Source organism: Pseudomonas sp. RC4D1 (assembly GCF_018390395.1).
GTDB lineage: Bacteria > Pseudomonadota > Gammaproteobacteria > Pseudomonadales > Pseudomonadaceae > Aquipseudomonas > Aquipseudomonas danubii.
On record NZ_JAHBAW010000001.1, the window covers coordinates 2,090,722 to 2,115,950 of the forward strand.

The following is a 25,229-nucleotide window of genomic DNA, read 5'->3' on the forward strand; positions in this document are numbered from 1 at the left end:
CCGCCACCTCAGGCGGCGACAAGGTCAGCAGGGCCTGTCCCTGGCCCGCCGTGAGGCGTTTCCTGCAAACCTTGGCGCTGCTTGGGGTAGCGGCTACGGACGCTGCTTATTTCTTATCGCGGATCGAGAAGTTGGCCATGTGTTCCAGGCCCTTGATCAGGGCCGAGTGGTCCCAGTTGCCGCCACCAATAGCGGTGCAGGTGCTGAACACTTGCTGGGTATTGGCGGTGTTGGGCAGGTTGATCCCCAGCTCGCGGGCGCCACTGAGGGCCAGGTTCAGGTCCTTCTGGTGCAGGTTGATGCGGAAGCCTGGATCGAAGGTGCCCTTGATCATGCGTTCACCGTGCACTTCGAGGATCTTCGAGGAGGCAAAACCGCCCATCAGCGCTTCACGCACCTTGGCCGGATCGGCACCGTTCTTCGAGGCGAACAGCAGGGCTTCGGCCACGGCCTGGATGTTCAGGGCGACGATGATCTGGTTGGCCACCTTGGCGGTCTGACCGTCACCGTTGCCCCCCACCAGGGTGATGTTCTTGCCCATGCTCTGGAACAGCGGCAGGGCGCGCTCAAAGGCCTGGCTGTCGCCACCGACCATGATGCTCAGGGTCGCGGCCTTGGCCCCGACTTCACCGCCGGACACCGGTGCGTCCAGGTACTGCGCGCCTTTCTCGTTGATCTTGGCGGCGAAGGCCTTGGTCGCGGTGGGGGAGATGGAACTCATGTCGATGACGATCTTGCCCTTGCCGATCCCGGCGGCAACGCCGTCGGCACGCAGCAGTACGTCTTCGACCTGAGGGGTATCGGGCACCATGATGATGACGAATTCGGCTTCCTGGGCCACTTCTTTGGGCGAGGCCAGGGCCACCGCGCCGGCGGCGATCAGGTCGGCCGGGGCCTTGCCGTGGTGTTCCGAGAGCAGCAGGGAGTGACCGGCTTTCTGCAGGTTTGCCGCCATGGGATGACCCATGATGCCGGTGCCGATAAATCCGATTTTAGCCATGATAAAAATCCTCTATTCAACGGGACCTTGTAGGAGCTGGCTGGCCAGCGAAGGCGCAGCACGGCTTGCGGGCCTGTTCGCCGGCAAGCCGGCTCCTACAGGGGGGGGGCGGTTTCAGATTGCGTTGTGGGTTTTCAGCCAGCCGAGGCCCGCTTCGGTGGTGGTCAGCGGTTTGTACTCGCAGCCGACCCAGCCCTGGTAGCCGATGCTGTCCAGGTGCTCGAAGAGGAAGCGATAGTTGATCTCGCCGGTGCCGGGTTCGTTGCGTCCTGGGTTGTCTGCCAGCTGGATGTGGTTGATCTGGTTGAGGTGGTTGGCCATGGTCCGCGCCAGGTCACCTTCCATGATTTGCATGTGATAGATGTCGTACTGCAGGAACAGGTTGGCACTGCCCACTTGTTCGCGGATCGACAGCGCCTGGGCGGTGTTGTTGAGGTAGAAGCCGGGAATGTCGCGGGTGTTGATGGCTTCCATCACCAGCTTGATGCCGACCGCCTGCAGTTTGTCGGCGGCGTACTTGAGGTTGGCGACGAAGGTCTTTTCCAGCAACGCGGCATCAGCCCCCTGGGGACGGATGCCGGCCAGGCAGTTGATCTGGGTATTGCCCAGGACCTGGGCGTAGGCGATGGCCAGGTCGACGCCGGCACGGAATTCCTCGACCCGGTCGGGCAGGCAGGCGATTCCGCGCTCACCCTTGCCCCAGTCGCCGGCGGGCAGGTTGAACAGCACCTGGGTCAGGCCGTGGGCATCGAGTTGCGCCTTGATCTCGGCGGAGCTGAATTCGTAGGGGAACAGGTATTCGACGCCGCTGAAACCGGCATCGGCGGCGGCCTTGAAGCGAGCGAGGAAGTCCTGTTCGGTGAACAGCATGGACAGGTTGGCGGCAAAACGCGGCATGGTGGTCTCCTGTGAATCGGTGAAGCCTGTAGAGCGGGCGAAGGCTGCAGTCGAGCTGCCCCGGCAGTGCCTCTTGAAGAGGGTGCGGGGCATATCCCGGCCAGGTTCTGCGAACCTGATGGCAGCCTGGGGGCGCGGCTACAGGGTTTAGTCGAGCAGGGAAATGGCGGTCGGGGCGTCGTTGCCCACCAGCGCCAGGTCTTCGAACTCGTTGACCGCGTTGATTTCGGTGCCCATGGAAATGTTGGTTACGCGCTCCAGGATGATCTCCACGACCACCGGTACCTTGAAGGTCTGGAGCATTTCCTGGGCCTGGCGCAGGGCCGGCTGGATGTCCTTGGGTTCGAACACCCGCAGTGCCTTGCAGCCCAGGCCTTCGGCGACCGCGACGTGGTCCACGCCGTAGCCGTTGAGCTCCGGCGCGTTGAGGTTGTCGAAGGACAGCTGCACGCAGTAGTCCATCTCGAAGCCGCGCTGGGCCTGGCGGATCAGCCCCAGGTAGGAGTTGTTCACCACCACGTGGATGTACGGCAGGTTGAACTGTGCCCCTACTGCCAGCTCTTCGATCATGAACTGGAAGTCGTAGTCGCCGGACAGGGCCACCACCTGGCGGTTCGGATCGGCCTTGACCACGCCGAGGGCGGCGGGGATGGTCCAGCCCAATGGGCCGGCCTGACCGCAGTTGATCCAGTGGCGTGGCTTGTAGACGTGGAGGAATTGCGCACCGGCAATCTGCGACAGGCCGATGGTGCTGACGTAGCAGGTGTCCTTGCCGAAGACCTGGTTCATCTCTTCGTAGACCCGTTGCGGCTTGACCGGCACGTTGTCGAAGTGGGTCTTGCGATGCAGGCTGGCCTTGCGCTGCTGGCAGTCATGCAGCCAGGCGCTGCGATCTTTCAACTTGCCGGCGGTCTGCCATTCACGAGCCACTTCCAGCAGCACGGTCAGGGCGCTGCCAGCGTCGGAGACGATGCCCAGGTCCGGAGTGAATACCCGGCCGATCTGGGTTGGCTCGATGTCCACGTGAATGAACTTGCGGCCTTCGGTGTAGACGTCCACCGAGCCGGTGTGGCGGTTGGCCCAGCGGTTGCCGATGCCCAGCACCGTGTCGGATTTGAGCAGGGTGGCGTTGCCGTAGCGATGGGAGGTCTGCAGGCCGACCATGCCCACCATCTGTGGGTGATCGTCAGGGATGGTGCCCCAGCCCATCAGGGTCGGGATCACTGGAATGCCGGTCAGTTCGGCGAACTCCACCAGCAGGTCGCTGGCATCGGCGTTGATCACACCGCCACCGGCTACCAGCAACGGGCGTTCGGCCTGGTCCAGCAGGGCCAAAACCTTTTCCGCCTGCAGCCGGGTGGCCGCCGGTTTGGCCAGGGGCAGTGGCTGGTAGGCGTCGATGTCGAATTCGATTTCCGCCATCTGCACGTCGAACGGCAGGTCGATCAACACCGGACCAGGACGGCCGGAGCGCATTTCATAGAAGGCTTTCTGGAAGGCGTAGGGCACCTGGCCCGGTTCCAGCACGGTGGTGGCCCACTTGGTCACCGGCTTGACGATGCTGGTGATGTCCACGGCCTGGAAGTCTTCCTTGTGCAGGCGGGCCCGGGGCGCCTGGCCGGTGATGCAGAGAATCGGGATCGAGTCGGCCGAGGCGCTGTACAGGCCGGTGACCATGTCGGTGCCGGCCGGGCCGGAAGTGCCGATGCACACGCCGATGTTGCCGGCCTTGGTGCGGGTGTAGCCCTCGGCCATGTGCGAGGCGCCTTCGACGTGGCGAGCGAGGACGTGATCGATGCCTCCGACCTTCTGCAGCGCGGAATACAGCGGGTTGATGGCGGCACCCGGGATGCCAAAAGCGGTATCGACCCCTTCACGGCGCATCACCAGAACGGCGGCTTCGATTGCTCTCATTTTGCTCATGGTTTTGTGCCTCTTGCGTTTTGTAATTGTATACAAGTGGTTTTGCGCAAAGTGTATTCACGGCGGATGGCGCAGGTCAATCCATTTTCTTGAACGGTAGCGGCTTTCGATGGGGCCCTATAAACCGGCGTCCTTTTGTCGCATGAGCTACCTTTCTCGAATTATTGTATACAAAAAATAAATTCATTGTGTTCTATTTGCTGTATCGGACTTCTCCTGCAAGAAGCTTCCACCAGGCTTTCCCAATAACAAGATAAGGACGGCACCCATGAGCGCTTTAACCTTGAAAGTCGCAGTCAACCTGGCCAATCAGGCCATCAATGCGGGGCGCAAGATCAACGCGGCCCCGCTGACCATTGCGGTGCTGGATGCCGGCGGGCATCTGGTGACCCTGCAACGGGAGGATGGCGCCAGCCTGTTGCGTCCGCAGATCGCCATCGGCAAGGCCTGGGGCGCGGTAGCCCTGGGCAAGGGCTCGCGCCTGCTGGCGCTGGATGCGCAGCAGCGCCCGGCGTTCATCGGTGCGTTGAATGGCCTGGGACAGGGCAGCGTGGTGCCCGCGCCGGGCGGGGTGTTGATTCGGGATCAGGCGGGGGCGGTGCTGGGAGCGATCGGCATCAGTGGCGATACCTCGGACATCGATGAGCAATGCGCGATCAGCGCGATCGAGGCTCAGGGCCTGGCGGCGGACGCCGGCGTCAGCGCTTAGCCCTTAACCTTGCGGGCCCGGCCCGGCCCGGCCCTGGCCTGTAGCCGCTGCCGAGCCCGCGAGGCTGCGAAAAGGTCCGCAGGACCTTGCCTGGTGTCTAGATATTCCTGTGCGCAGTTTGCAGCAACAACACAAATGCACGGGAAAGGGCCGAAACGCGATCAGCGATCCAGTTCACAGCCTTTGAGCACCAGGCGGATGATGGTCTGCGCGGCAGCTTCGTAGTCGTCTTCGTCAAGTTTGCTCTTGCCGGTGACCACCGAGATCTGCCAGTCGAAGTCGGCGTAGGTCTGGGTCGCGGCCCAGATGCTGAACATCAGGTGGTTGGGGTCGAGCGGGGCGATCAGGCCGCGATCGATCCAGGTCTGGATGCATTCGATGTTGTGCTTGGCCTGGGCGTTGAGCTGTTCCACCTGGTCCGGGCTCAGGTGCGGCGCACCGTGCATGATCTCGCTGGCGAACACCTTGGAGGCAAAAGGCAGGTCGCGGGAGATGCGGATCTTCGAGCGGATGTAGCCGCTGAGCACTTCACTGGGTACGCCGTCGGCATTGAACGGAGTGGAAGCCTGGAGGATCGGTTCGATGATGCTTTCCAGCACCTCGCGGTAGAGGTTTTCCTTGGACTTGAAGTAGTAGTAGACGTTGGGCTTGGGCAACCCGGCCTTGGCGGCGATGTCGCTGGTCTTGGTCGCTGCAAAGCCCTTGTCGGCAAACTCTTCACTGGCGGCCCGCAGGATCAGTTCTTTATTGCGCTCGCGGATGGTGCTCATAAACCGGGGGATTCCTTGCCTGTTCGGGCGGTTGCGCATGGTAGCACCGGGGTCGCGAGGGGCTCAAGAATGCCCGTTGGCCGCGGTTTTCCTGCTTCTGACATCTCGCTTGTCCGGCCTTTGACGCGGTATGCTGCGCGCCTTATTTCACGCAGGGAAGCCTGGCCCATGGCAGGAAGCAGTTTGCTGGTTTTGATCGACGACATCGCCGCAGTTCTCGATGACGTAGCCTTGATGACCAAGATGGCGGCGAAGAAGACCGCCGGGGTATTGGGCGACGATCTGGCGCTCAATGCCCAGCAGGTTTCCGGGGTTCGCGCCGAGCGGGAAATTCCCGTGGTCTGGGCCGTGGCCAAGGGCTCGTTTCGCAACAAATTGATCCTGGTGCCGGCGGCGCTGGCCATCAGTGCCCTGGCGCCCTGGCTGGTGACGCCGTTGCTGATGATCGGCGGGGCCTACCTGTGTTTCGAAGGCTTCGAGAAGCTGGCGCACAAGTACCTGCCCCACGGCGACGATGCGGCCGAACATGAGCAGACCTTGCGGGCGCTGGCAGACCCTCAGGTGGATCTGGTGGCCTTTGAGAAGGACAAGATCAAGGGCGCGATTCGTACCGACTTCATCCTTTCCGCGGAAATCATCGCTATTACTCTGGGCACGGTGGCAGGCGCCTCCCTGAGCCAGCAGGTGGTGGTGCTCTCGGGGATTGCGATTGTCATGACCGTTGGCGTCTACGGTCTGGTGGGGGGCATCGTCAAGCTCGATGACCTGGGGTTGTGGCTGGCGCAGAAACCGGGCGCCCTGGCCAAACGCGTCGGTGGTGCCATCCTGCGAGCGGCGCCGTGGATGATGAAGAGTCTGTCGGTGATCGGCACGGCGGCGATGTTCATGGTGGGCGGCGGCATCCTCACCCACGGCGTCCCTGCCGTGCACCATCTGATCGAGAGCCTGGCTGAGCGTAGTGCCACAGTCATGGGCCCGGTGTCGGTGATCATGCCGACCCTGCTCAATGCCGTGGCCGGGATCATTGCCGGTGGGCTGGTACTGCTGGCCGTGACGCTACTGGGCAAAGGCTGGCGGGCCTTGCGCGGCTGAGATCCGAGTCAGCCGGTTGCCGCTCTTGCGGTCGGCAACCGGTACAGCAGGTTACTCGGCGATCTGCAGTTTGCGCGATTCGGTGTACACGTAGCGCACCTTCTCGTATTCAAACGGCGAGTTCAGCTGGCCATAGCGAAAGCTGGTCTGGTAGCGCTTGTCGACACCACGCAGCGCCCAGATCTCGGGGTGATTGCTGCTGACTTCCGAGACGTTGAGGAAGTTGATTGCCGATTCGGCGGTGTAGTCCACCGCCAGCCCGGCCGTATCCCTCAGGTTCGACGGGCCGAGGATCGGCAGCACCAGATAGGCGCCGCCGGGCACGCCATAGAATCCGAGGGTCTGGCCGAAGTCTTCGCTATGGCGTTGCAGGCCCATCTTGGTGGCCGGGTCCCACAGGCCGGCAACGCCGATGGTGGTGTTGAGCAGCAGGCGCGCCGTGGTTTCCATCGACCGATGGCCCTTGAACTGCAACAGGCTGTTCATCAGGTTCGGGACGTCGCCGAGGTTATTGAAGAAGTTGCTGACCCCGCTGCGCAGGAAGCTCGGGGTCACATAGCGATAACCGTCCACCACCGGCAGGAACACCCACTGATCGAAGCGGTAGTTGAAGTGGTAGACCCGGCGGTTCCACGACTCCAGCGGGTCATAGATGTTCAGTGCATTGAGGGTCGAACGCTCGAACTCGCGCTGGTCCAGCCCCGGGTTGAACTTGAGTTTCTTCAACGGCTCGGTGAAGCCGTCGGGGTCCTGAACTGTGGAGGCGTGGGCCTTGCTGTTGTCGGCTTGGGCATAGCCTGCGCAGAGCAACGCAGCGATAAGCAGGAGATGTTTAGCCACGGAAGAACTCCAGCATGGCGTCGCTGTTGACGCGGTAGTTGAGGTTGCCGCAATGCCCGCCATGGGGGTAGACGGTCAGGCGGTCGCCAAAGGTTTTGCGCAGGAAGCCCAGGTCGCCGGGGCCGAGGATCACGTCATCGGCGTTGTGCATCACGGCAATCTTCGGGCTGGCCTTGAGGTAGTCCTGCAGGGCGTAGAGGCTTACCTGGTCGATCAGTTGCAGCAGGCTGCCGCCGTCGGTGCGGGCGCGCCACATCGGGATCACCTGTTCGGTCAGGTAACAGTCGAAGTCGCACTGCAGGGCACGCTTGAGAAACGGGGTAAGGCTGGTGCCTTCGCGGATCGGGTACTTGGGCGGGGTGATCAGGCCGCGGCGGTTGATCAGGTCCGAGGTGAAGGCGATGTCCGCTGCCGAGAAGCGGAAGGAGGTACCGATCAGCATGGCCATCTGTTCGTTGGTCAGGTGTTGCTTGGACTGCTGGAAGTCGTAGAGCAGGGCGTCGTTGAGGTCGATGTAGCCCTTCTGCTGGAAGTAGCGGGTCAGCTTGCCCAGCACCAGTTCATAGAAGGTGGTGCTGTTGTTGATGCCCTTGACCTCGGTCTGTACCAGTTTGTCGAGGTTGGTGATCGAGGTGTAGAGGTTGACCGGCGGGTTGAGCAGCAGCACTTTCTTGAAGTTGAAGCTGCGTCGGGTCTCATCCAGTTTGCTGATGAACGCCGCGTCCAGGGCGCCGAGGCTGTAGCCGGTGAGGTAGAACTCGGTGATCGGCAGCTTGGGGTGCTGGGCCCGTACGGCCTGCATGACCCGGTACATGTCTTCGGCGTCTTCCTGGCTCACCCCGGGGGTGGCGAAGCGCGAGGCGGCAGTGATGAAGTCGAAGCTGGTGGGCGAGGATAGCTGCACCACATGGTAGCCGGCCTTGTAGTAGAGCTTCTTCAGGTACTCGTTGAGGCTGCTGTCGTAGCGCGCGCCAGTGCCGGCGATCAGGAAGATCAGCGGCGCGGCGTGGTCCTGGGTGGCGATGCGGTAGGTGAGCTTCTTCACCGCCCAGAAATTGTCCGGGAGGATGAACTCGCGCTCCGGCCGCAGGTTCAGGCTGTAGTCGGACTGACGGATGTCATCGTTGGCGGGCAGTTCCGGGCGCAGCTCCGGGGGGGTGGTGGCGATGGTGGCTTCAAAGGGGTTGGTCAACGGGTAGCCATAGCTGGCCGGGTCGACATCCACCGCCAGTGCGGACGCACTCAGGATAAGGCCGCCGAACAGGGCAGCGAGGCGCAAGGAACGAAGCATGACTGTATCCCTAGAAGGAAGGTACCGAATGAGGTTCGCAGGCTATGACCACCGCGCTGCTGCCGAAGTGCCATGGGTGGGCACAAATAACCCCGGCCACAGGCCTGCTGGGGGGTGATAGTAGCCGGACGATACACTTTGCCGCTATTTGCTGAACAGTTATCTGTGCGTCGTGCTTGCCAAGCGTCCGTGGGCGATTATGCTGGGCGCCGTTTTGATTGTTCGGAGTGTTTCATGTCCCGCCGCCTTCCCGTGATTGTGCTGCTCGTTGTCCTGCCGCTGTGGCTGGCTGCCAGTTATGGCCTGCGCTATGGCTTTATGGAGGATGCTCGGTGGGTGGGCGCCTGTGTTGATGAGGTCGGTCGCTGGGAGTGTTCGCTACGTTCCAGCCTGGGCTGGATGATCCACTTCAAGGTGCTGGGCTGGAGTGCCTTGGGCGCAGCGCTGCTGGGGTTTGTCGTGCCCGGTCGTGCCGGCTGGTGGCTGGCGGTGCTGGCCTTGCTGGCGGGCATTCCGGCCCTGGCCTTGTACAACACCACGCTGGCGGTGTTTGCGGTGGTGATTGCGGCCTTGCGCCTGGTGCGCGCCGCCAAGCCCTAGCCGCAGGCAAAACCTGCGGCTAGGGCTGTTTTCAGGCGATGCGGGCCCGCAGGCTGCGCCACAGCGCGGCCACCATCAGCAGGCTGACCAGGGCCCAGCCCCAGGCCTGCTGGTTGGCCAGGCCTTCCTGATACAGCTGCGGAGCGATGCCGGCACCCAGGATAAAGGTCAGCAAGGCGATTTCGCGGCGTGGCACGCGCACCGGGCGGCACAGGTAGACCAGCGCCGGCAGCAGCAGGGCCGCACTCGGGAAGCTGCGGTAGCGCGGGTCGAACACCAGCTCCAGCATCATCACCGCGGCGGCGAATCCTGCCGTTGCCAGCAACCAGCCTGCACGCTTTTCCAGGGCATTGAAGGCCCGCAGACGCCAGCCTTCGCGAGGGCTCAAGGCCAGGGCGGCATGGGCCAGAATCAGCAGGTTCAGGCCCAGTAGCAGTCCGGCCCAGCACCATTCGCCAGTGAAGCGGCTGGTGACCCGCGCCAGTTCGCCCCAGGTACCGATGGTGCACGCCGCCAGCGCGCCCAGCAGCGGCAAGAGCAGCGCAGCGCGTCGACCGCGAACCCGGCCACCCAGGATCAGGGTGCCGAGGAATATCACCGCGCCCGCGCCCAGCCATTGTGGCCAGTAAGGCAGGTTGGACACCGGGCCTGCGAGGATGCCCTTGTCCTGGCGATCGGCATCGAACAGCCCCCAGTAACCGCCGACTGCGCCCTCGCTGGCGCGTTTCCAGGGCTGGTCGAAGGCTTCGATCAGGTTGTAGTGCCAGCCGTTGTGTTCCGCCAAGGCAACGAAGCCACGAATGAACTTGGCCTCGTTGACTCGGCTCGGCAGCGCCGTTTCTCGCTGGCGGCCTTCGCTGGGCCAGCCGGTTTCACCGATCATCACGTCCTTGGGGGCAAAGCGGTTGCCGAATACCTGGCGTACCTCGGCCACGTGGTTCAGGGCCGCGTCGATGTTCGAGGGGTCGTCTTCCCAGTACGGCAGCAGGTGAATGGTGAGGAAGTCCACCGCTGGCGCGATCTCCGGGTGCTTGAGCCAGAATTCCCAGACATCGGCATAGGTGACCGGCTGCTTGACCCCGGCCTTGACCTTGAGGATCAGCCGCGCCAGTTGCGGCCCGGTGACTTCCTTGCGCAGCAGCGCCTCGTTGCCGACGATCACCGCGCTGACGACATCCGGGTTGGCATTGGCCGAGGCGATCAGCAGGTCGACTTCTTTCTCGGTGTCTACTGGGTTGCTATTGACCCACGCGCCGATCATCAGCTTCAGGCCGTGCTTGCGCGCCAGCTCGGGCAGGGCTTCGAGGCCGGTCATGGAATAGGTGCGGATGCATTCGAAGCGGGTGGCCAGCAATGCCAGGTCGGCGTCCATGCGTTCGGGGCGCAGTTTGAACGGCTGGTCGAAGGGCGATTGGTCCTTGTCGAACGGCGTATAGGAGGCGCATTGCAGTTTGTGGCTGGCGCTGGCGACGTCCGGCAGCGACACCGGCCGGCCAAGGCCGTACCAGTAACTACCAAGGGCCAGCAGGCCGAGCAGGCAGGCGAACAGATAAGCGAGGGTGGGGAAGCGGGCTGTGGCGGACATGGTCAGGCCGTAGTGGAACAAAGCGGGGCATCTTACCCGCATTTGTCCACAGCTTGGTGGCCTGCATGATTTTGACATGCAAAGTTTGGGCGGGCCCTGAGTCGAGGAGGTCGCAGCACCTGGTTACTGGCTATCTGATGTCGTTGCTGGTTGCCTTGAGGTCGCAGGCAGAGCAGGTCGCGGGCGGTGGCGGGTTGATGATCGAAGCATCAGTACTCCGCTGATGATCGAACGCGTTCGCGGTGAGGCGTGATGGGGGCGCTGAGCACCATAACCATACGTTGACGTGCCCGGCAGCCGCCCGGCACTGCACTTTTCGGGGAAGTAACGATGAAGATGCGACGACTCTTAGGCGCAGGTGCCGCACTGGTACTTGCCATCAGCTCCACTCTGGCCAGTGCCGACAGCAAAACCCTGAGCATCGGCTACGTCGACGGCTGGTCCGACAGCGTGGCGACTACCTATGTGGCGGCGGAGGTGATCAAGCAGAAGCTCGGTTACGACGTCAAACTGCAAGCGGTGGCGACCGGGATCATGTGGCAGGGCGTAGCCACCGGCAAGCTCGATGCCATGCTCTCGGCCTGGTTGCCGGTGACTCACGGCGAATACTGGACCAAGAACAAGGACAAGGTTGTCGACTACGGTCCCAACTTCAAGGACGCCAAGATCGGTCTGATCGTGCCGGAGTACGTCAAGGCCAGGACCATTGAGGACCTCAAGACCGATACCAGCTTCAAGAACAAGATTGTCGGCATCGACGCCGGTTCAGGGGTGATGCTCAAGACCGACCAGGCGATCAAGGACTACGGCCTGGACTACAAGCTGCAGGCCAGTTCCGGTGCGGCGATGATCGCCGAACTGACCCGGGCCGAGGATAAGCAGGAATCCATCGCCGTGACCGGCTGGGTACCGCACTGGATGTTCGCCAAGTGGAAACTGCGCTTCCTCGAAGATCCGAAAGGGGTGTATGGCGCCGCTGAAACCGTCAACAGCATCGGCAGCAAGGGCCTGGAGAAGAAGGCGCCAGAGGTGGCAGCGTTCCTGAAGAAGTTCCAGTGGGCGTCGAAGGATGAAATCGGCGAGGTCATGCTGGCCATTCAAGATGGCGCAAAACCGGATGTGGCGGCCAAGGACTGGGTGAGCAAGCACCCGGAGCGGGTTGCCGAGTGGACTGCTAAATAGCCGTCAGGCGTCTAGAACGAGGGTTGTGAGGCCGGCCGCTGATATCAGCGGCCGGCCTTGTGTTTTTTTGGGGGGGAAGTTGGCGAGGTGGCTAATGTCGTTCTAATACTAAGGTCGTCTGGAACCTGCCTCACAGCCGCATAGAGTGGATTAGGTTCTACCTAAAATCTGTGCTGCGAGGATAAAAACAATGAACGACAGCATTTACCTCTCGATTCAAAACAGCCCGCGTTTCAAGGAGCTGGTCAGTAAGCGAGAGCGGTTCGCCTGGATTCTCTCGGCGATCATGCTTGGGCTTTACTCGGGCTTCATTCTGTTGATCGCTTACGGTCCGCAGATCCTGGGCGCCAAACTCAGTCCAACTTCATCCATCACCTGGGGCATTCCCATTGGTGTCGGCTTGATTGTCTCGGCCTTCATCCTGACCGGTATCTATGTGCGACGCGCCAACGGCGAGTTCGATGACCTGAACAATGCGATCCTGAAGGAGGCTCAGCAATGATCCGACGTCTATTCGCAGCACTCGGTCTTGCCGCTTTCGCTCCTGCCCTGTGGGCCGCAGACGCTTTGACTGGCGAAGTCCACAAGCAACCCCTCAACGTCTCGGCGATCGTGATGTTCGTGGTCTTCGTCGGGGCCACCCTGTGCATCACTTACTGGGCCTCCAAGCGCAACAAGTCGGCTGCCGACTATTACGCCGCGGGTGGCAAGATCACCGGCTTCCAGAATGGCCTGGCGATTGCCGGTGACTACATGTCGGCGGCGTCCTTCCTGGGGATTTCCGCGCTGGTGTTCACTTCCGGCTATGACGGCCTGATCTACTCCATCGGCTTCCTGGTGGGCTGGCCGATCATTCTGTTCCTGATCGCCGAGCGCCTGCGCAACCTGGGCAAGTACACCTTTGCCGACGTGGCGTCCTATCGCCTCGGGCAGACTCAGATACGCACTCTGTCGGCCTGTGGTTCGCTGGTGGTGGTGGCGTTCTACCTGATCGCGCAGATGGTGGGTGCCGGCAAGCTGATCCAGCTGCTGTTCGGCCTCGACTACCATGTGGCGGTGATCCTGGTGGGGATCCTGATGTGCCTGTATGTGCTGTTTGGCGGCATGCTGGCCACCACTTGGGTACAGATCATCAAGGCAGTGCTGCTGCTGTCCGGTGCGTCCTTCATGGCGCTGATGGTGATGAAGCACGTCAACTTCGATTTCAACACCCTGTTCTCCGAGGCGATCAAGGTTCACCCCAAAGGTGAGGCGATCATGAGTCCTGGCGGTCTGGTGAAGGACCCGATCTCGGCATTCTCCCTGGGGCTTGCGCTGATGTTCGGTACTGCCGGCCTGCCGCATATCCTGATGCGCTTCTTCACCGTGAGCGATGCCAAGGAAGCCCGTAAGAGCGTGCTCTACGCCACTGGCTTCATCGGTTACTTCTACATCCTGACCTTCATCATCGGTTTTGGCGCGATCCTGCTGGTGAGCACCAATCCGGCCTTCAAGGATGCCGCAGGCGCCTTGCTGGGTGGCAACAACATGGCGGCAGTGCACCTGGCCAATGCGGTGGGCGGCAGCGTGTTCCTCGGCTTCATCTCGGCGGTGGCTTTCGCCACCATTCTGGCGGTAGTAGCGGGCCTGACCCTGGCAGGTGCTTCGGCGGTGTCCCACGACCTGTATGCCAGTGTGGTCAAGAAGGGCAAGGCCAACGAGAAGGATGAGATTCGCGTTTCCAAGATCACTACCGTGGCCTTGGGCGTGCTGGCCATCGGTCTGGGCATTCTCTTCGAGAGTCAGAACATTGCGTTCATGGTGGGCCTGGCGTTCTCCATCGCTGCCAGTTGCAACTTCCCGGTGCTGCTGCTTTCCATGTACTGGAAGAAGCTCACCACGCGTGGCGCCATGATTGGCGGCTGGTTGGGTCTGGTCAGTGCGGTGGCATTGATGGTTCTCGGTCCGACCATCTGGGTGCAGATCCTGCACCACGAGAAGGCAATCTTCCCGTACGAGTACCCGGCGCTGTTCTCGATGATCATTGCCTTTGTCGGTATCTGGTTCTTCTCCATCACTGACAAGTCGGCTTCGGCGGCCAATGAGCGGGCCTTGTTCTTCCCGCAGTTCGTGCGTTCGCAGACCGGCCTGGGCGCCAGTGGGGCGGTGTCGCACTAAGCTCGGCCTGTATATCGGCTTCTATATAGAAGCTGTGTAATAGCAAAATGCCTCGATCGAAAGATCGAGGCATTTTTTTGTCTGCTCGCCCTGTTCAGATACCCTCGATTGCGGGCGTAGCGATAGTCGAGATGCAAGGAGCTGGCGTGCCAGCGAAGGCTTATTTGAGGGGGAGGCAGGGCTGCGGGGTTCTTCGCCGGCAAGTCGGTTCCGGCAGGGGGTAGGTGAGGGGAGGGGGGAGCAGAAACAAATACGACCTCTGTTAGAGGCCGTATCCGGTGCAGCTAAGACGTGTGCGCAAGGCAGGTCTTACTTGCGGTCTTCCAGCTTGGTGATGTCGCGCGATTCGTAGCCGGTGTACAGCTGACGAGGACGGCCGATCTTGTAAGGGCTGGAGAGCATTTCTTTCCAGTGGGAGATCCAGCCGACGGTCCGCGCCAGGGCGAAGATCACGGTGAACATGCTGGTTGGAATGCCGATCGCCTTGAGGATGATCCCCGAGTAGAAGTCGACGTTCGGGTACAGGGAGCGTTCGATGAAGTACGGATCGGTCAGGGCGATCTCTTCCAGGCGCATGGCCAGTTCGAGCTGAGGATCGTTGTTGATGCCCAGTTCTTTCAGGACTTCGTCGCAGGTCTGCTTCATTACGGTGGCGCGCGGGTCGCGGTTTTTATACACGCGGTGACCGAAGCCCATGAGTTTGAACGGATCGTTCTTGTCCTTGGCCTTGGCGATGAACTTGTCGATGTTCGATACATCGCCAATTTCGTCGAGCATGGTCAGTACGGCTTCGTTGGCGCCGCCGTGGGCAGGGCCCCAGAGCGCGGCGATACCGGCAGCGATACAGGCGAACGGGTTGGCACCCGAAGAGCCGGCCAGACGCACGGTGGAAGTCGAGGCGTTCTGTTCGTGGTCGGCATGGAGGATGAAGATCCGGTCCATCGCCTTGGCCAGTACCGGGCTGATCGGTTTGATCTCGCACGGGGTGTTGAACATCATGTGCAGGAAGTTTTCCGCGTACGACAGGTCGTTGCGCGGATACATCATCGGCTGGCCCATGGAGTACTTGTAAACCATCGCTGCCAGGGTCGGCATCTTGGCGACCAGGCGCACGGCGGAAATTTCGCGGTGCTGCGGGTTATTGATGTCCAGGGAGTCGTGGTAGAACGCCGAGAGTGCACCCACTACGCCGCACATTACCGCCATTGGGTGGGCGTCGCGGCGGAAACCGTTGAAGAAGCTCTTCAGCTGCTCGTGAACCATGGTGTGGTTTTTCACGGTGCTGACGAACTGGGCCTTCTGTTCGGCGGTAGGCAATTCACCGTTGAGCAGCAGGTAGCAGGTTTCCAGGTAGTCCGACTTTTCAGCCAGCTGTTCGATCGGGTAGCCGCGGTGCAGCAGAATGCCGTTGTCGCCGTCGATATAGGTGATTTTCGACTCGCAGGAGGCGGTCGACATGAAACCCGGGTCAAAAGTGAAGCGGCCCGTGGCCGTCAGGCCCCGAACATCAATTACATCGGGACCAACGGTGCCGGTTAAAATGGGCAGCTCGACGGGGGCTGCGCCCTCGATGATCAACTGCGCTTTTTTGTCAGCCATGTGGCCTCCTATTTATGCTTGAAATCATCAGACAGACCCCCCACGCAGGGCCCGCACCACTATAGTGAGATAAATCTGAATGTCAATTTGCCTAAAGTCTTGTCCCAGAAGGCTTTGGGAGGGATTTTTTAGCGAAATTCAGCGCCATTTACGCCTTTTATAAGGCTAACGCAATCAGCTATTAGGGGAAGGTGTTTGCGTTGTCATTAGTAGCCTAACTGTCTATACTCGGCCACCGACCTCCGTAGGCTTCTGGGCCCGCTTTATTGGGGGTCGCACTCCCTGGGTAGTGGTTACCTGACCAGTGCACTCCCCAACAACTTTGCCCTGATTGTTAGGGGCTCTTCAGTGTGAAAAAAGCCGTGAATAGCCAACGACCTGTAAACCTAGACCTAAGGACCATCAAACTCCCCATCACCGGCGTTACGTCGTTTCTTCACCGTGTTTCCGGCATCATCCTCTTCCTGGGCATCGGCATCATGCTTTATGCATTGAGCAAATCCCTGGGCTCCGAGGAAGGCTATGCCGAGGTGAAGGCGTGCTTGACCAGTCCGCTGGCCAAATTCGTTGCGTGGGGCCTCCTGTCCGCCTTGCTGTATCACTTGGTGGCCGGTGTACGCCATCTGATTATGGACATGGGCATCGGTGAGACGCTGGAAGGCGGCAAGCTGGGCTCGAAAATCGTTATCGCCGTATCCGTGGTGGTAATCGTTCTGGCGGGAGTTTGGATATGGTAACCAGCGTTACGAACCTGTCGCGTTCGGGCCTTTATGACTGGATGGCACAGCGTGTGTCTGCGGTCGTTCTCGCGGCTTATTTCATTTTCCTGATCGGATACCTCGTAGCGAATCCGGGCATTGACTACACCCAGTGGCATGGCCTGTTCGCAAACAACTGGATGCGTATCTTCAGTCTGCTGGCCATGGTGGCCCTGGGCGCTCACGCCTGGGTCGGCATGTGGACCATCTCGACTGACTACCTGACGCCGATGGCGCTGGGCAAGTCGGCGACAGCAGTGCGTTTCCTTTTCCAGGCAGTATGCGGCGTTGCAATGTTCGCTTACTTCGTCTGGGGTGTGCAGATTCTCTGGGGTATCTGATTCATGGCTAACATTCCAACCATTTCTTTCGACGCCATCATCATTGGCGGCGGCGGCGCCGGCATGCGTGCCGCACTGCAGCTGGCCCAGGGCGGCCACAAGACTGCTGTGATCACCAAGGTGTTCCCGACCCGTTCGCACACTGTGTCTGCCCAAGGCGGCATCACTTGCGCGATCGCCTCGGCGGACCCGAACGATGACTGGCGCTGGCACATGTACGATACCGTCAAGGGTTCCGACTACATCGGTGACCAGGACGCTATCGAATACATGTGTCAGGAAGGTCCGGCTGCGGTCTTCGAGCTGGACCACATGGGTCTGCCGTTCTCTCGTACTGAAACCGGTCGTATCTATCAGCGTCCTTTCGGTGGTCAATCCAAGGATTACGGCAAGGGCGGCCAGGCTGCTCGTACCTGTGCTGCGTCCGACCGTACCGGTCACGCGCTGCTGCACACCCTCTATCAGGGCAACCTGAAAGCCGGCACCACGTTCCTCAACGAGTGGTACGCGGTCGATCTGGTGAAGAACCAGGACGGCGCTTTTGTCGGTGTGATCGCGATCTGCATCGAAACCGGCGAAACCACCTACATCCGCTCCAAGGCCACTGTTCTGGCTACCGGCGGTGCAGGTCGTATCTATGCTTCCACCACCAATGCCCTGATCAACACCGGTGACGGTGTAGGCATGGCGCTGCGTGCCGGCGTTCCGGTGCAAGACATCGAAATGTGGCAGTTCCACCCGACCGGTATCGCCGGCGCTGGTGTACTGGTGACTGAAGGCTGCCGCGGTGAAGGCGGTTACCTGATCAACAAGCACGGCGAGCGTTTCATGGAGCGTTATGCTCCGAACGCCAAAGACCTGGCAGGTCGCGACGTTGTTGCGCGCTCCATGGTCAAGGAAATCATCGCCGGCAACGGTTGTGGCCCGAATGGCGACCACGTGATGCTCAAGCTCGATCACCTGGGCGAAGAAGTACTGCACAGCCGCCTGCCTGGCATCTGCGAGCTGTCCAAGACCTTTGCCCACGTTGACCCGGTGGTTGCTCCGGTTCCGGTCGTTCCAACCTGCCACTACATGATGGGCGGCGTTGCCACCAACATTCATGGTCAGGCGATCACTCAGAACGCTGCTGGCGAAGACACCATCATCCCTGGTCTGTTCGCAGTGGGTGAAGTGGCTTGCGTATCGGTACACGGCGCCAACCGTCTGGGCGGCAACTCGCTGCTGGACCTGGTGGTGTTCGGTCGTGCAGCTGGCCTGCACCTGGAAAAAGCGCTGACCGACGGTATCGAATACCGCGATGCCAGCGACACTGACGTCGACGTTGCCCTGAACCGCCTGGCCAAGCTCAACGAGCGCACCACCGGTGAAGACGTTGCAACCCTGCGCCGCGAGCTGCAGAACTGCATGCAGAACTACTTCGGTGTATTCCGTACCGGCGAGTACATGCAGAAGGGTATTGCTCAGCTGGCTGAGCTGCGCGAGCGTATCGCCAACGTCAAGATCAACGACAAGTCTCAAGCTTTCAACACTGCGCGTATCGAAGCACTTGAGCTGCAGAACCTGCTGGAAGTGGCTGAAGCCACTGCCATCGCTGCCGAAGTGCGTAAAGAGTCCCGCGGCGCTCACGCCCGTGAAGACTTCGAAGACCGTGACGACGAAAACTGGCTGTGCCACACCCTGTACTTCCCGGGTGAGAAGCGCGTTGCCAAGCGTGCGGTCAACTTCTCGCCGAAGACTGTTCCGACTTTTGAACCAAAAGTCCGGACTTACTAAAGGGTGATCGATATGTTGCAAGTTGAAGTTTATCGTTACAACCCTGACACCGACTCGGCTCCGAAAACCCAGGTTTTCCAGGTCGACACCGGTGGCAAGGACTTGATGGTGCTGGACGTGCTGGCGCTGATCAAAGAGCAGGACGAGGGGTTCTCCTATCGTCGTTCCTGCCGTGAAGGCGTTTGCGGTTCCGATGGCATGAACATCAACGGCAAGAACGGCCTGGCGTGCATCACGCCGCTGTCCGCCGTGGTCAAGAAGAACAAGCTGGTTGTTCGTCCGCTGCCAGGTCTGCCGGTTATCCGTGACCTGGTCGTCGATATGAGCATCTTCTACAAGCAATACGAGAAGGTGAAGCCATTCCTGCAGAACGACACGCCGGCTCCGGCCATCGAGCGTCTGCAGTCCCCAGAAGAGCGCGAAAAGCTCGACGGTCTGTACGAGTGCATCCTGTGCGCTTGCTGCTCGACCTCTTGCCCGTCCTTCTGGTGGAACCCGGACAAGTTCCTGGGCCCGGCTGCTCTGCTGCAAGCCTATCGCTTCCTGGCAGACAGCCGTGACACCAAGACATCCGAGCGTCTGGCTTCCTTGGACGACCCGTTCAGCGTATTCCGCTGCCGGGGGATCATGAACTGCGTCAACGTTTGTCCGAAGGGCCTGAACCCGACTAAGGCCATCGGTCACATTCGTAACATGTTGCTGCAGAGTGGCGTGTGATTCAGCTGTTGTACCCGTAGGACCGCTGTACCCGTAAAAGCCAAGGCGCGGGCTTCAACCCGCGTCATGGCTCTAACCTGAGCAGCAGCTCACAAAGTGGCTGCTTTTATTTTTGAAGAAATGAGACAAGCAGGGGCATCCGGGCTGGTACCCGGACTATCAGCGTGATCCTAAGTGGCTTGTTTTGGTCGCTGCATTCGGACTTCTGCAAGCTTGCTCGGTGTCTTCGCCGGTGGTGTTCCCCTAACCGAGGGTGACCAAGCATGCAAGAAAGCGTGATGCAGCGCATGTGGAACAGCGCCTACCTATCCGGTAGTAACGCTGCCTATGTGGAAGAGCTCTACGAGCTCTACCTGCACGACCCTAACGCTGTGCCAGAAGAGTGGCGCACTTACTTTCAGAAGTTGCCTACCGACGGCAGCACTGCCATCGATGTTTCGCACTCGACAATCCGCGATCATTTCGTCTTGCTGGCAAAGAACCAGCGCCGCGCCCAACCGGTATCCGCCGGCAGCGTGAGCAGTGAGCACGAGAAGAAGCAAGTTGAAGTGCTGCGATTGATCCAGGCCTATCGGATGCGTGGCCACCAGGCAGCCCAGCTGGACCCGCTGGGGCTGTGGCAGCGTCCTGCACCTGCAGACCTGTCGATCAATCATTACGGCTTGACCAATGCCGATCTTGATACGACCTTCCGTGCCGGCGACCTGTTCATCGGCAAAGAGGAAGCGAGCCTACGCGAAATTCACGAAGCGTTGCAGCAGACATATTGCCGCACCATCGGCGCTGAATTCACGCACATCACCGATTCCGAACAGCGTCAGTGGTTCCAGCAGCGTCTGGAAAGCGTACGCGGCCGTCCGACCTATTCCGCCGACATCAAGAGCCACCTGCTCGAGCGCGTCACCGCCGGCGAAGGCCTGGAAAAATACCTGGGTACCAAATACCCGGGCACCAAGCGTTTCGGTCTGGAAGGTGGTGAAAGCCTGATTCCAATGCTCGACGAGCTGATCCAGCGTTCCGGTTCCTACGGCACCAAGGAAGTCGTGATCGGCATGGCTCACCGTGGCCGTCTCAACGTCCTGGTCAACACCTTCGGCAAGAACCCGCGCGAGCTGTTCGACGAGTTCGAAGGCAAGAAGAAGGTCGAGCTGGGCTCCGGTGACGTTAAGTATCACCAGGGCTTCTCGTCCAACGTGATGACCGCCGGCGGCGAAGTTCACCTGGCCATGGCGTTCAACCCGTCCCACCTGGAAATCGTTTCTCCAGTGGTCGAGGGTTCGGTGCGCGCCCGTCAGGATCGTCGCAACGACCAGACCGGCGACAAGGTTCTGCCGATCTCGATCCACGGTGACGCGGCGTTTGCCGGTCAGGGCGTGGTGATGGAAACCTTCCAGATGTCCCAGACCCGCGGTTTCCGTACCGGCGGCACTGTGCACATCGTGATCAACAACCAGGTAGGTTTCACCATCAGCAACCCGCTGGACTCGCGCTCCACCGAGTACGCTACTGACGTTGCGAAGATGATCCAGGCGCCGATCCTCCATGTGAATGGTGATGATCCGGAAGCCGTGTTGTTCGTGACCCAGATGGCCATCGACTACCGCATGCAGTACAAGCGCGACGTGGTGATCGACCTGGTCTGCTACCGTCGTCGCGGCCACAACGAGGCCGACGAGCCAAGCGGCACCCAGCCACTGATGTATCAGCAGATCACCAAACAGCGCACCACCCGTGAGCTGTATGCCGATCGCCTGATCCAGAGCGGTGTGCTCGACGCAGAGCGTGTTCAGGCGAAAGTCGATGAGTACCGCAATGCGCTGGACAACGGTCTGCACGTAGTGAAGAGCCTGGTCAAGGAACCGAACAAAGAGTTGTTCGTGGACTGGCGTCCATACCTGGGCCACACCTGGACCGCACGTCACGACACCACCTTCGATCTCAAGACCCTGCAGGAACTGTCCGCCAAGTTGCTGGAGCTGCCGGAAGGCTTCGTGGTTCAGCGTCAGGTTGCGAAGATCTACGAAGACCGTCAGAAGATGCAAGCCGGCGGCCTGCCGATCAACTGGGGTTACGCTGAAACCATGGCGTACGCGACCCTGGCGTTCGAAGGTCACCCGATCCGCATGACCGGCCAGGACATCGGCCGCGGCACCTTCTCGCACCGCCACGCCGTTCTGCACAACCAGAAAGATGCCAGCACTTATGTGCCGCTCAAGCATCTGTTCGAAGGTCAGCCGCGCTTTGACCTGTACGACTCCTTCCTGTCGGAAGAGGCGGTACTGGCATTCGAATACGGCTACTCGACCACCACGCCAAACGCGCTGGTGATCTGGGAAGCCCAGTTCGGCGACTTCGCCAACGGTGCACAAGTGGTGATCGACCAGTTCATCACCAGCGGCGAGCACAAGTGGGGCCGTCTCTGCGGTCTGACCATGCTGCTGCCTCACGGTTACGAAGGTCAGGGCCCTGAGCACTCCTCGGCGCGTCTGGAGCGTTACCTGCAACTGTGTGCCGAGCACAACATTCAGGTGTGCATGCCGACCACTCCGGCACAGATCTACCACTTGCTGCGCCGTCAGGTGATCCGTCCTCTGCGCAAACCACTGGTGGTTCTGACTCCGAAGTCGCTGCTGCGCCACAAGCTGGCCATCTCGACTCTGGAAGATCTGGCCGAAGGTTCGTTCCAGACCGTGATTCCGGAAATCGACGTACTGGACCCGAAAAAGGTCGAGCGCCTGATTCTGTGTAGCGGCAAGGTCTACTACGACCTGTTGGAAAAACGCCGTGCCGAAGGTCGTGAAGACATCGCCGTCGTGCGTATCGAGCAGCTGTATCCGTTCCCTGAGGACGATCTGAACGAAGTCCTGGCTCCGTACACCAACCTCAAGCATGTGGTTTGGTGTCAGGAAGAGCCGATGAACCAGGGCGCCTGGTACTGCAGCCAGCACCATATGCGTCGCATCGTAGGCAATCACGACAAGTCGCTCGTACTCGAGTACGCGGGCCGTGACGCCTCTGCTGCGCCAGCTTGTGGCTACGCGTCGATGCACGCCGAGCAGCAGGAAAAACTGCTGCAAGATGCCTTCACTGTTTAACGCCTTCGCGCACCTGAAACCGAATTTAAGGAACCACTGATAATGGCTATCGAGATCAAAGCCCCCACTTTCCCGGAATCGGTTGCCGATGGCACCGTTGCCACCTGGCACAAGCAACCGGGCGAAGCCGTCAAGCGCGACGAGCTGATCGTCGACATCGAGACCGACAAGGTTGTGCTGGAAGTGCTGGCCACCGCTGATGGCGTGCTGGGCGCTATCGTCAAGAACGAAGGCGACACCGTTCTGTCCGACGAAGTTCTGGGCTCCATCGTTGAAGGCGGTGCTGCTACCGCTGCTCCTGCTGCCGCCGCTGCTCCGGCCGCTGCTGCCCCGGCTGCCGCTGACGGCGAAGACGATCCAATCGCCGCTCCTGCCGCGCGCAAGCTGGCTGAAGAGAACGGCATCAACATCGCCTCCGTTGCCGGTACCGGCAAAGGCGGTCGTGTGACCAAGGAAGACGTGGTGGCTGCTGTTGCCGCCAAGAAAGCCGCTCCGGCTGCCGCGCCTGCCAAGGCTCCGGCTCCAGCCGCTGCCGCTCCAGTCTTCGCTGCCGGCGATCGCGTCGAGAAGCGCGTACCTATGACCCGCCTGCGGGCCAAGGTTGCCGAGCGTCTGGTTGAAGCCCAGTCGAACATGGCCATGCTGACCACCTTCAACGAAGTCGACATGACCGAAGTCATGGCTCTGCGTTCGAAGTACAAGGACCTGTTCGAGAAGTCCCACAATGGCGTGCGCCTGGGCTTCATGTCGTTCTTCGTCAAGGCCGCCACCGAAGCGCTGAAGCGCTTCCCGGCAGTCAACGCTTCGATCGACGGTTCCGACATCGTCTACCACGGCTACGCCGACATCGGTGTTGCGGTGTCCAGCGACCGTGGCCTGGTGGTTCCGGTCCTGCGTAACGCCGAGCTGATGAGCCTGGCCGAAATCGAAGGCGGCATCGCCACCTTCGGCAAGAAGGCCCGCGACGGCAAGCTGTCGATGGAAGAGATGACCGGTGGTACTTTCACCATCACCAACGGTGGTACTTTCGGCTCGATGATGTCGACCCCGATCGTCAACCCACCGCAAGCCGCTATCCTGGGCATGCACAACATCCTGCAACGTCCTATGGCGATCAACGGTCAGGTAGTAATCCGTCCGATGATGTACCTGGCGCTGTCCTACGATCACCGTCTGATCGACGGTAAAGAAGCTGTGACGTTCCTGGTGACCATCAAGAACCTGCTGGAAGACCCGGCGCGTCTGCTCCTGGACATCTAAAAAGCAGTTGCAAGCTGCAAGCGACAAGTTCCGAGCCCTTAAGGCGAGGGGCTTCAAGCTTGCGGCTTGCGGCTTCTAGCTTGCCGTTAAAAGGAACCTTTTTATGACTCAGAAATTCGACGTAGTAGTGATTGGCGCGGGCCCAGGCGGTTATGTAGCTGCAATCAAGGCAGCACAGCTTGGTCTGACGACTGCTTGCATCGAGAAGTACACCGATAAAGAGGGCAAGCTGGCCCTCGGCGGTACTTGCCTGAACGTCGGTTGCATTCCTTCCAAGGCGCTGCTGGACAGCTCCTGGAAATTCCATGAGGCCCAGGACGGTTTCGCCATCCACGGTATCAGCCACGCTGGCGTGACCATGGACGTACCGGCCATGGTCGGTCGCAAGGCCAACATCGTCAAAGGCCTGACCAGCGGTGTTGCCACCCTGTTCAAAGCCAACGGCGTCACTTCGATCCAAGGCCACGGCAAACTGCTGGCAGGCAAGAAAGTCGAAGTCACCAAGCCGGACGGTTCGGTTGAAGTCATCGAAGCTGAAAACGTGATCCTGGCTCCGGGTTCGCGTCCAATCGACATTCCACCGGCCCCGGTCGATCAGAATGTCATCGTCGACTCCACCGGCGCGCTGGAATTCCAGGCCGTACCAAAACGTCTGGGCGTGATCGGCGCTGGCGTTATTGGTCTGGAACTGGGCTCGGTCTGGTCGCGTCTGGGCGCGCAAGTGACTGTCCTGGAAGCCCTGGACACCTTCCTGATGGCAGCTGACACCGCTGTTTCCAAGGAAGCGCTGAAAACCCTGACCAAGCAGGGTCTGGACATCAAGCTGGGCGCTCGCGTGACCGGCTCCAAGGTCAACGGCGAAGAAGTCGTGGTGACCTACACCGACGCCAACGGCGAACAGACCATCACTTTCGACAAGCTGATTGTCGCCGTTGGTCGCCGTCCGGTGACCACCGATCTGCTGGCTGCCGACTGCGGCGTGACCCTCGACGAGCGCGGTTTCGTGCACGTTGACGATCACTGCGCTACTACCGTACCGGGCGTCTACGCCATTGGTGACGTGGTGCGCGGCATGATGCTGGCTCACAAGGCCTCGGAAGAGGGCATCATGGTTGCCGAGCGCATCAAGGGCCACAAGGCCCAGATGAACTATGACCTGATCCCTTCGGTTATCTATACTCACCCGGAAATTGCATGGGTCGGTAAAACCGAGCAGGCCTTGAAAGCTGAAGGCGTTGAAGTTAACGTCGGCACCTTTCCGTTTGCCGCCAGCGGCCGTGCCATGGCAGCCAACGACACCGGTGGTTTCGTCAAAGTCATCGCCGATGCCAAGACTGACCGCGTATTGGGCGTCCATGTGATTGGCCCAAGCGCTGCGGAACTGGTTCAGCAAGGTGCAATCGGCATGGAATTCGGCACCAGCGCCGAAGACCTGGGCATGATGGTTTTCTCTCATCCGACCTTGTCCGAAGCCCTGCACGAAGCAGCTCTGGCTGTGAATGGCACTGCCATCCACATTGCCAACCGCAAGAAACGCTAAGCAATAATAAGAAACCACGGCGGTTGGCCCGTCGTGAGCCTTGTGCGCAAGACTCACCGCGGAATATCCGCTGGACTCGACCTCTTGAGGTAGCGCC

21 protein-coding genes are annotated in these 25,229 nt (G+C 60.6%); 13 read left to right on the forward strand and 8 right to left on the reverse strand.

Annotated features, from left to right (window positions below; translation table 11 throughout):
* Nucleotides 1-106 precede the first annotated feature (106 nt).
* The 3 genes from KHO49_RS09570 to gcl form a co-directional block, all read right to left on the reverse strand.
* Nucleotides 107-1,000, reverse strand: a complete 894-nt coding sequence (locus KHO49_RS09570) for a 2-hydroxy-3-oxopropionate reductase (protein ID WP_102878880.1) — start codon at nucleotides 998-1,000, stop codon at nucleotides 107-109.
* 114 nt (nucleotides 1,001-1,114) lie between these two features.
* On the reverse strand, nucleotides 1,115-1,897 hold the full coding sequence (gene hyi, locus KHO49_RS09575; RefSeq protein WP_110595172.1) for a hydroxypyruvate isomerase: 783 nt from the start codon (nucleotides 1,895-1,897) through the stop codon (nucleotides 1,115-1,117).
* A 147-nt stretch (nucleotides 1,898-2,044) separates the two neighbouring features.
* The gene (gcl, locus tag KHO49_RS09580) at nucleotides 2,045-3,820 is read right to left on the reverse strand and encodes a glyoxylate carboligase (protein ID WP_102863981.1); all 1,776 of its coding nucleotides are present in this window, start codon (nucleotides 3,818-3,820) and stop codon (nucleotides 2,045-2,047) included.
* Nucleotides 3,821-4,088: 268 nt separating this feature from the next.
* Between gcl and KHO49_RS09585 the strand changes: the two genes are divergently transcribed.
* Complete coding sequence (locus tag KHO49_RS09585; protein ID WP_102863980.1) at nucleotides 4,089-4,529, forward strand: GlcG/HbpS family heme-binding protein; 441 nt, start codon at nucleotides 4,089-4,091, stop codon at nucleotides 4,527-4,529.
* A gap of 161 nt (nucleotides 4,530-4,690) precedes the next feature.
* Here the strand turns inward: KHO49_RS09585 and KHO49_RS09590 are convergent, their stop codons facing one another.
* Nucleotides 4,691-5,299 (reverse strand): TetR/AcrR family transcriptional regulator, encoded by a 609-nt coding sequence (locus KHO49_RS09590; protein ID WP_102863979.1) that lies wholly within the window; start codon nucleotides 5,297-5,299, stop codon nucleotides 4,691-4,693.
* 168 nt (nucleotides 5,300-5,467) lie between these two features.
* Between KHO49_RS09590 and KHO49_RS09595 the strand changes: the two genes are divergently transcribed.
* Entirely contained in the window at nucleotides 5,468-6,391 is a 924-nt protein-coding gene (locus tag KHO49_RS09595) for a DUF808 domain-containing protein (RefSeq protein WP_213664939.1), read from the forward strand.
* A gap of 51 nt (nucleotides 6,392-6,442) precedes the next feature.
* On the opposite strand, the gene KHO49_RS09600 is transcribed toward KHO49_RS09595, so the two are convergent.
* Together KHO49_RS09600 and mlaY are read right to left on the reverse strand one after the other, a co-directional pair.
* Nucleotides 6,443-7,231 carry an MlaA family lipoprotein gene (locus KHO49_RS09600; protein WP_213664940.1) on the reverse strand — a complete coding sequence of 263 codons (789 nt, stop codon included), beginning with the start codon at nucleotides 7,229-7,231 and terminating at the stop codon, nucleotides 6,443-6,445.
* Complete coding sequence (gene mlaY / locus KHO49_RS09605) at nucleotides 7,224-8,522, reverse strand: lipid asymmetry maintenance lipase MlaY (RefSeq protein WP_102863976.1); 1,299 nt, start codon at nucleotides 8,520-8,522, stop codon at nucleotides 7,224-7,226. The genes KHO49_RS09600 and mlaY overlap by 8 nt, the downstream gene beginning before the upstream one ends.
* Before the next feature lie 234 nt (nucleotides 8,523-8,756).
* Between mlaY and KHO49_RS09610 the strand changes: the two genes are divergently transcribed.
* Nucleotides 8,757-9,122 carry a hypothetical protein gene (locus KHO49_RS09610; protein ID WP_213664941.1) on the forward strand — a complete coding sequence of 122 codons (366 nt, stop codon included), beginning with the start codon at nucleotides 8,757-8,759 and terminating at the stop codon, nucleotides 9,120-9,122.
* A 31-nt stretch (nucleotides 9,123-9,153) separates the two neighbouring features.
* Here KHO49_RS09610 and KHO49_RS09615 read toward each other — a convergent pair whose 3' ends face one another.
* Nucleotides 9,154-10,707, reverse strand: a complete 1,554-nt coding sequence (locus KHO49_RS09615) for a glycoside hydrolase family 17 protein (RefSeq protein ID WP_213664942.1) — start codon at nucleotides 10,705-10,707, stop codon at nucleotides 9,154-9,156.
* 330 nt (nucleotides 10,708-11,037) lie between these two features.
* Between KHO49_RS09615 and KHO49_RS09620 the strand changes: the two genes are divergently transcribed.
* The 3 genes from KHO49_RS09620 (at nucleotide 11,038) to KHO49_RS09630 (ending at nucleotide 14,046) form a co-directional block, all read left to right on the forward strand.
* Nucleotides 11,038-11,889 (forward strand): glycine betaine ABC transporter substrate-binding protein, encoded by an 852-nt coding sequence (locus KHO49_RS09620; protein WP_213664943.1) that lies wholly within the window; start codon nucleotides 11,038-11,040, stop codon nucleotides 11,887-11,889.
* A gap of 190 nt (nucleotides 11,890-12,079) precedes the next feature.
* Nucleotides 12,080-12,391, forward strand: a complete 312-nt coding sequence (locus tag KHO49_RS09625; RefSeq protein WP_102863973.1) for a DUF485 domain-containing protein — start codon at nucleotides 12,080-12,082, stop codon at nucleotides 12,389-12,391.
* Nucleotides 12,388-14,046: a cation acetate symporter gene (locus KHO49_RS09630; protein WP_102878885.1), complete on the forward strand. Its 1,659-nt coding sequence runs from the start codon at nucleotides 12,388-12,390 to the stop codon at nucleotides 14,044-14,046. Before KHO49_RS09625 ends, KHO49_RS09630 begins: the two co-directional genes overlap by 4 nt.
* Before the next feature lie 309 nt (nucleotides 14,047-14,355).
* Here the strand turns inward: KHO49_RS09630 and gltA are convergent, their stop codons facing one another.
* Entirely contained in the window at nucleotides 14,356-15,645 is a 1,290-nt protein-coding gene (gene gltA, locus KHO49_RS09635; protein WP_011060047.1) for a citrate synthase, read from the reverse strand.
* A 350-nt stretch (nucleotides 15,646-15,995) separates the two neighbouring features.
* Here gltA and sdhC point away from each other — a divergent pair, with 350 nt between their 5' ends.
* From sdhC to lpdA, 7 genes are all read left to right on the forward strand, one after another.
* Nucleotides 15,996-16,382: a succinate dehydrogenase, cytochrome b556 subunit gene (gene sdhC / locus KHO49_RS09640; protein ID WP_015634665.1), complete on the forward strand. Its 387-nt coding sequence runs from the start codon at nucleotides 15,996-15,998 to the stop codon at nucleotides 16,380-16,382.
* The gene (sdhD, locus tag KHO49_RS09645) at nucleotides 16,376-16,744 is read left to right on the forward strand and encodes a succinate dehydrogenase, hydrophobic membrane anchor protein (RefSeq protein WP_011060049.1); all 369 of its coding nucleotides are present in this window, start codon (nucleotides 16,376-16,378) and stop codon (nucleotides 16,742-16,744) included. Before sdhC ends, sdhD begins: the two co-directional genes overlap by 7 nt.
* Nucleotides 16,745-16,747: 3 nt before the next feature.
* A complete protein-coding gene (gene sdhA / locus KHO49_RS09650) occupies nucleotides 16,748-18,520 on the forward strand; it encodes a succinate dehydrogenase flavoprotein subunit (RefSeq protein ID WP_102878886.1) in 1,773 nt (590 codons plus the stop codon).
* 12 nt (nucleotides 18,521-18,532) lie between these two features.
* Nucleotides 18,533-19,237, forward strand: a complete 705-nt coding sequence (locus KHO49_RS09655; protein WP_011060051.1) for a succinate dehydrogenase iron-sulfur subunit — start codon at nucleotides 18,533-18,535, stop codon at nucleotides 19,235-19,237.
* A 263-nt stretch (nucleotides 19,238-19,500) separates the two neighbouring features.
* Nucleotides 19,501-22,332 carry a 2-oxoglutarate dehydrogenase E1 component gene (locus KHO49_RS09660; protein WP_213664944.1) on the forward strand — a complete coding sequence of 944 codons (2,832 nt, stop codon included), beginning with the start codon at nucleotides 19,501-19,503 and terminating at the stop codon, nucleotides 22,330-22,332.
* A 42-nt stretch (nucleotides 22,333-22,374) separates the two neighbouring features.
* Nucleotides 22,375-23,592, forward strand: a complete 1,218-nt coding sequence (gene odhB / locus KHO49_RS09665) for a 2-oxoglutarate dehydrogenase complex dihydrolipoyllysine-residue succinyltransferase (protein WP_213664945.1) — start codon at nucleotides 22,375-22,377, stop codon at nucleotides 23,590-23,592.
* A gap of 103 nt (nucleotides 23,593-23,695) precedes the next feature.
* Nucleotides 23,696-25,132 carry a dihydrolipoyl dehydrogenase gene (gene lpdA / locus KHO49_RS09670; RefSeq protein WP_102863968.1) on the forward strand — a complete coding sequence of 479 codons (1,437 nt, stop codon included), beginning with the start codon at nucleotides 23,696-23,698 and terminating at the stop codon, nucleotides 25,130-25,132.
* The last annotated feature ends 97 nt before the right edge of the window (nucleotides 25,133-25,229 follow it).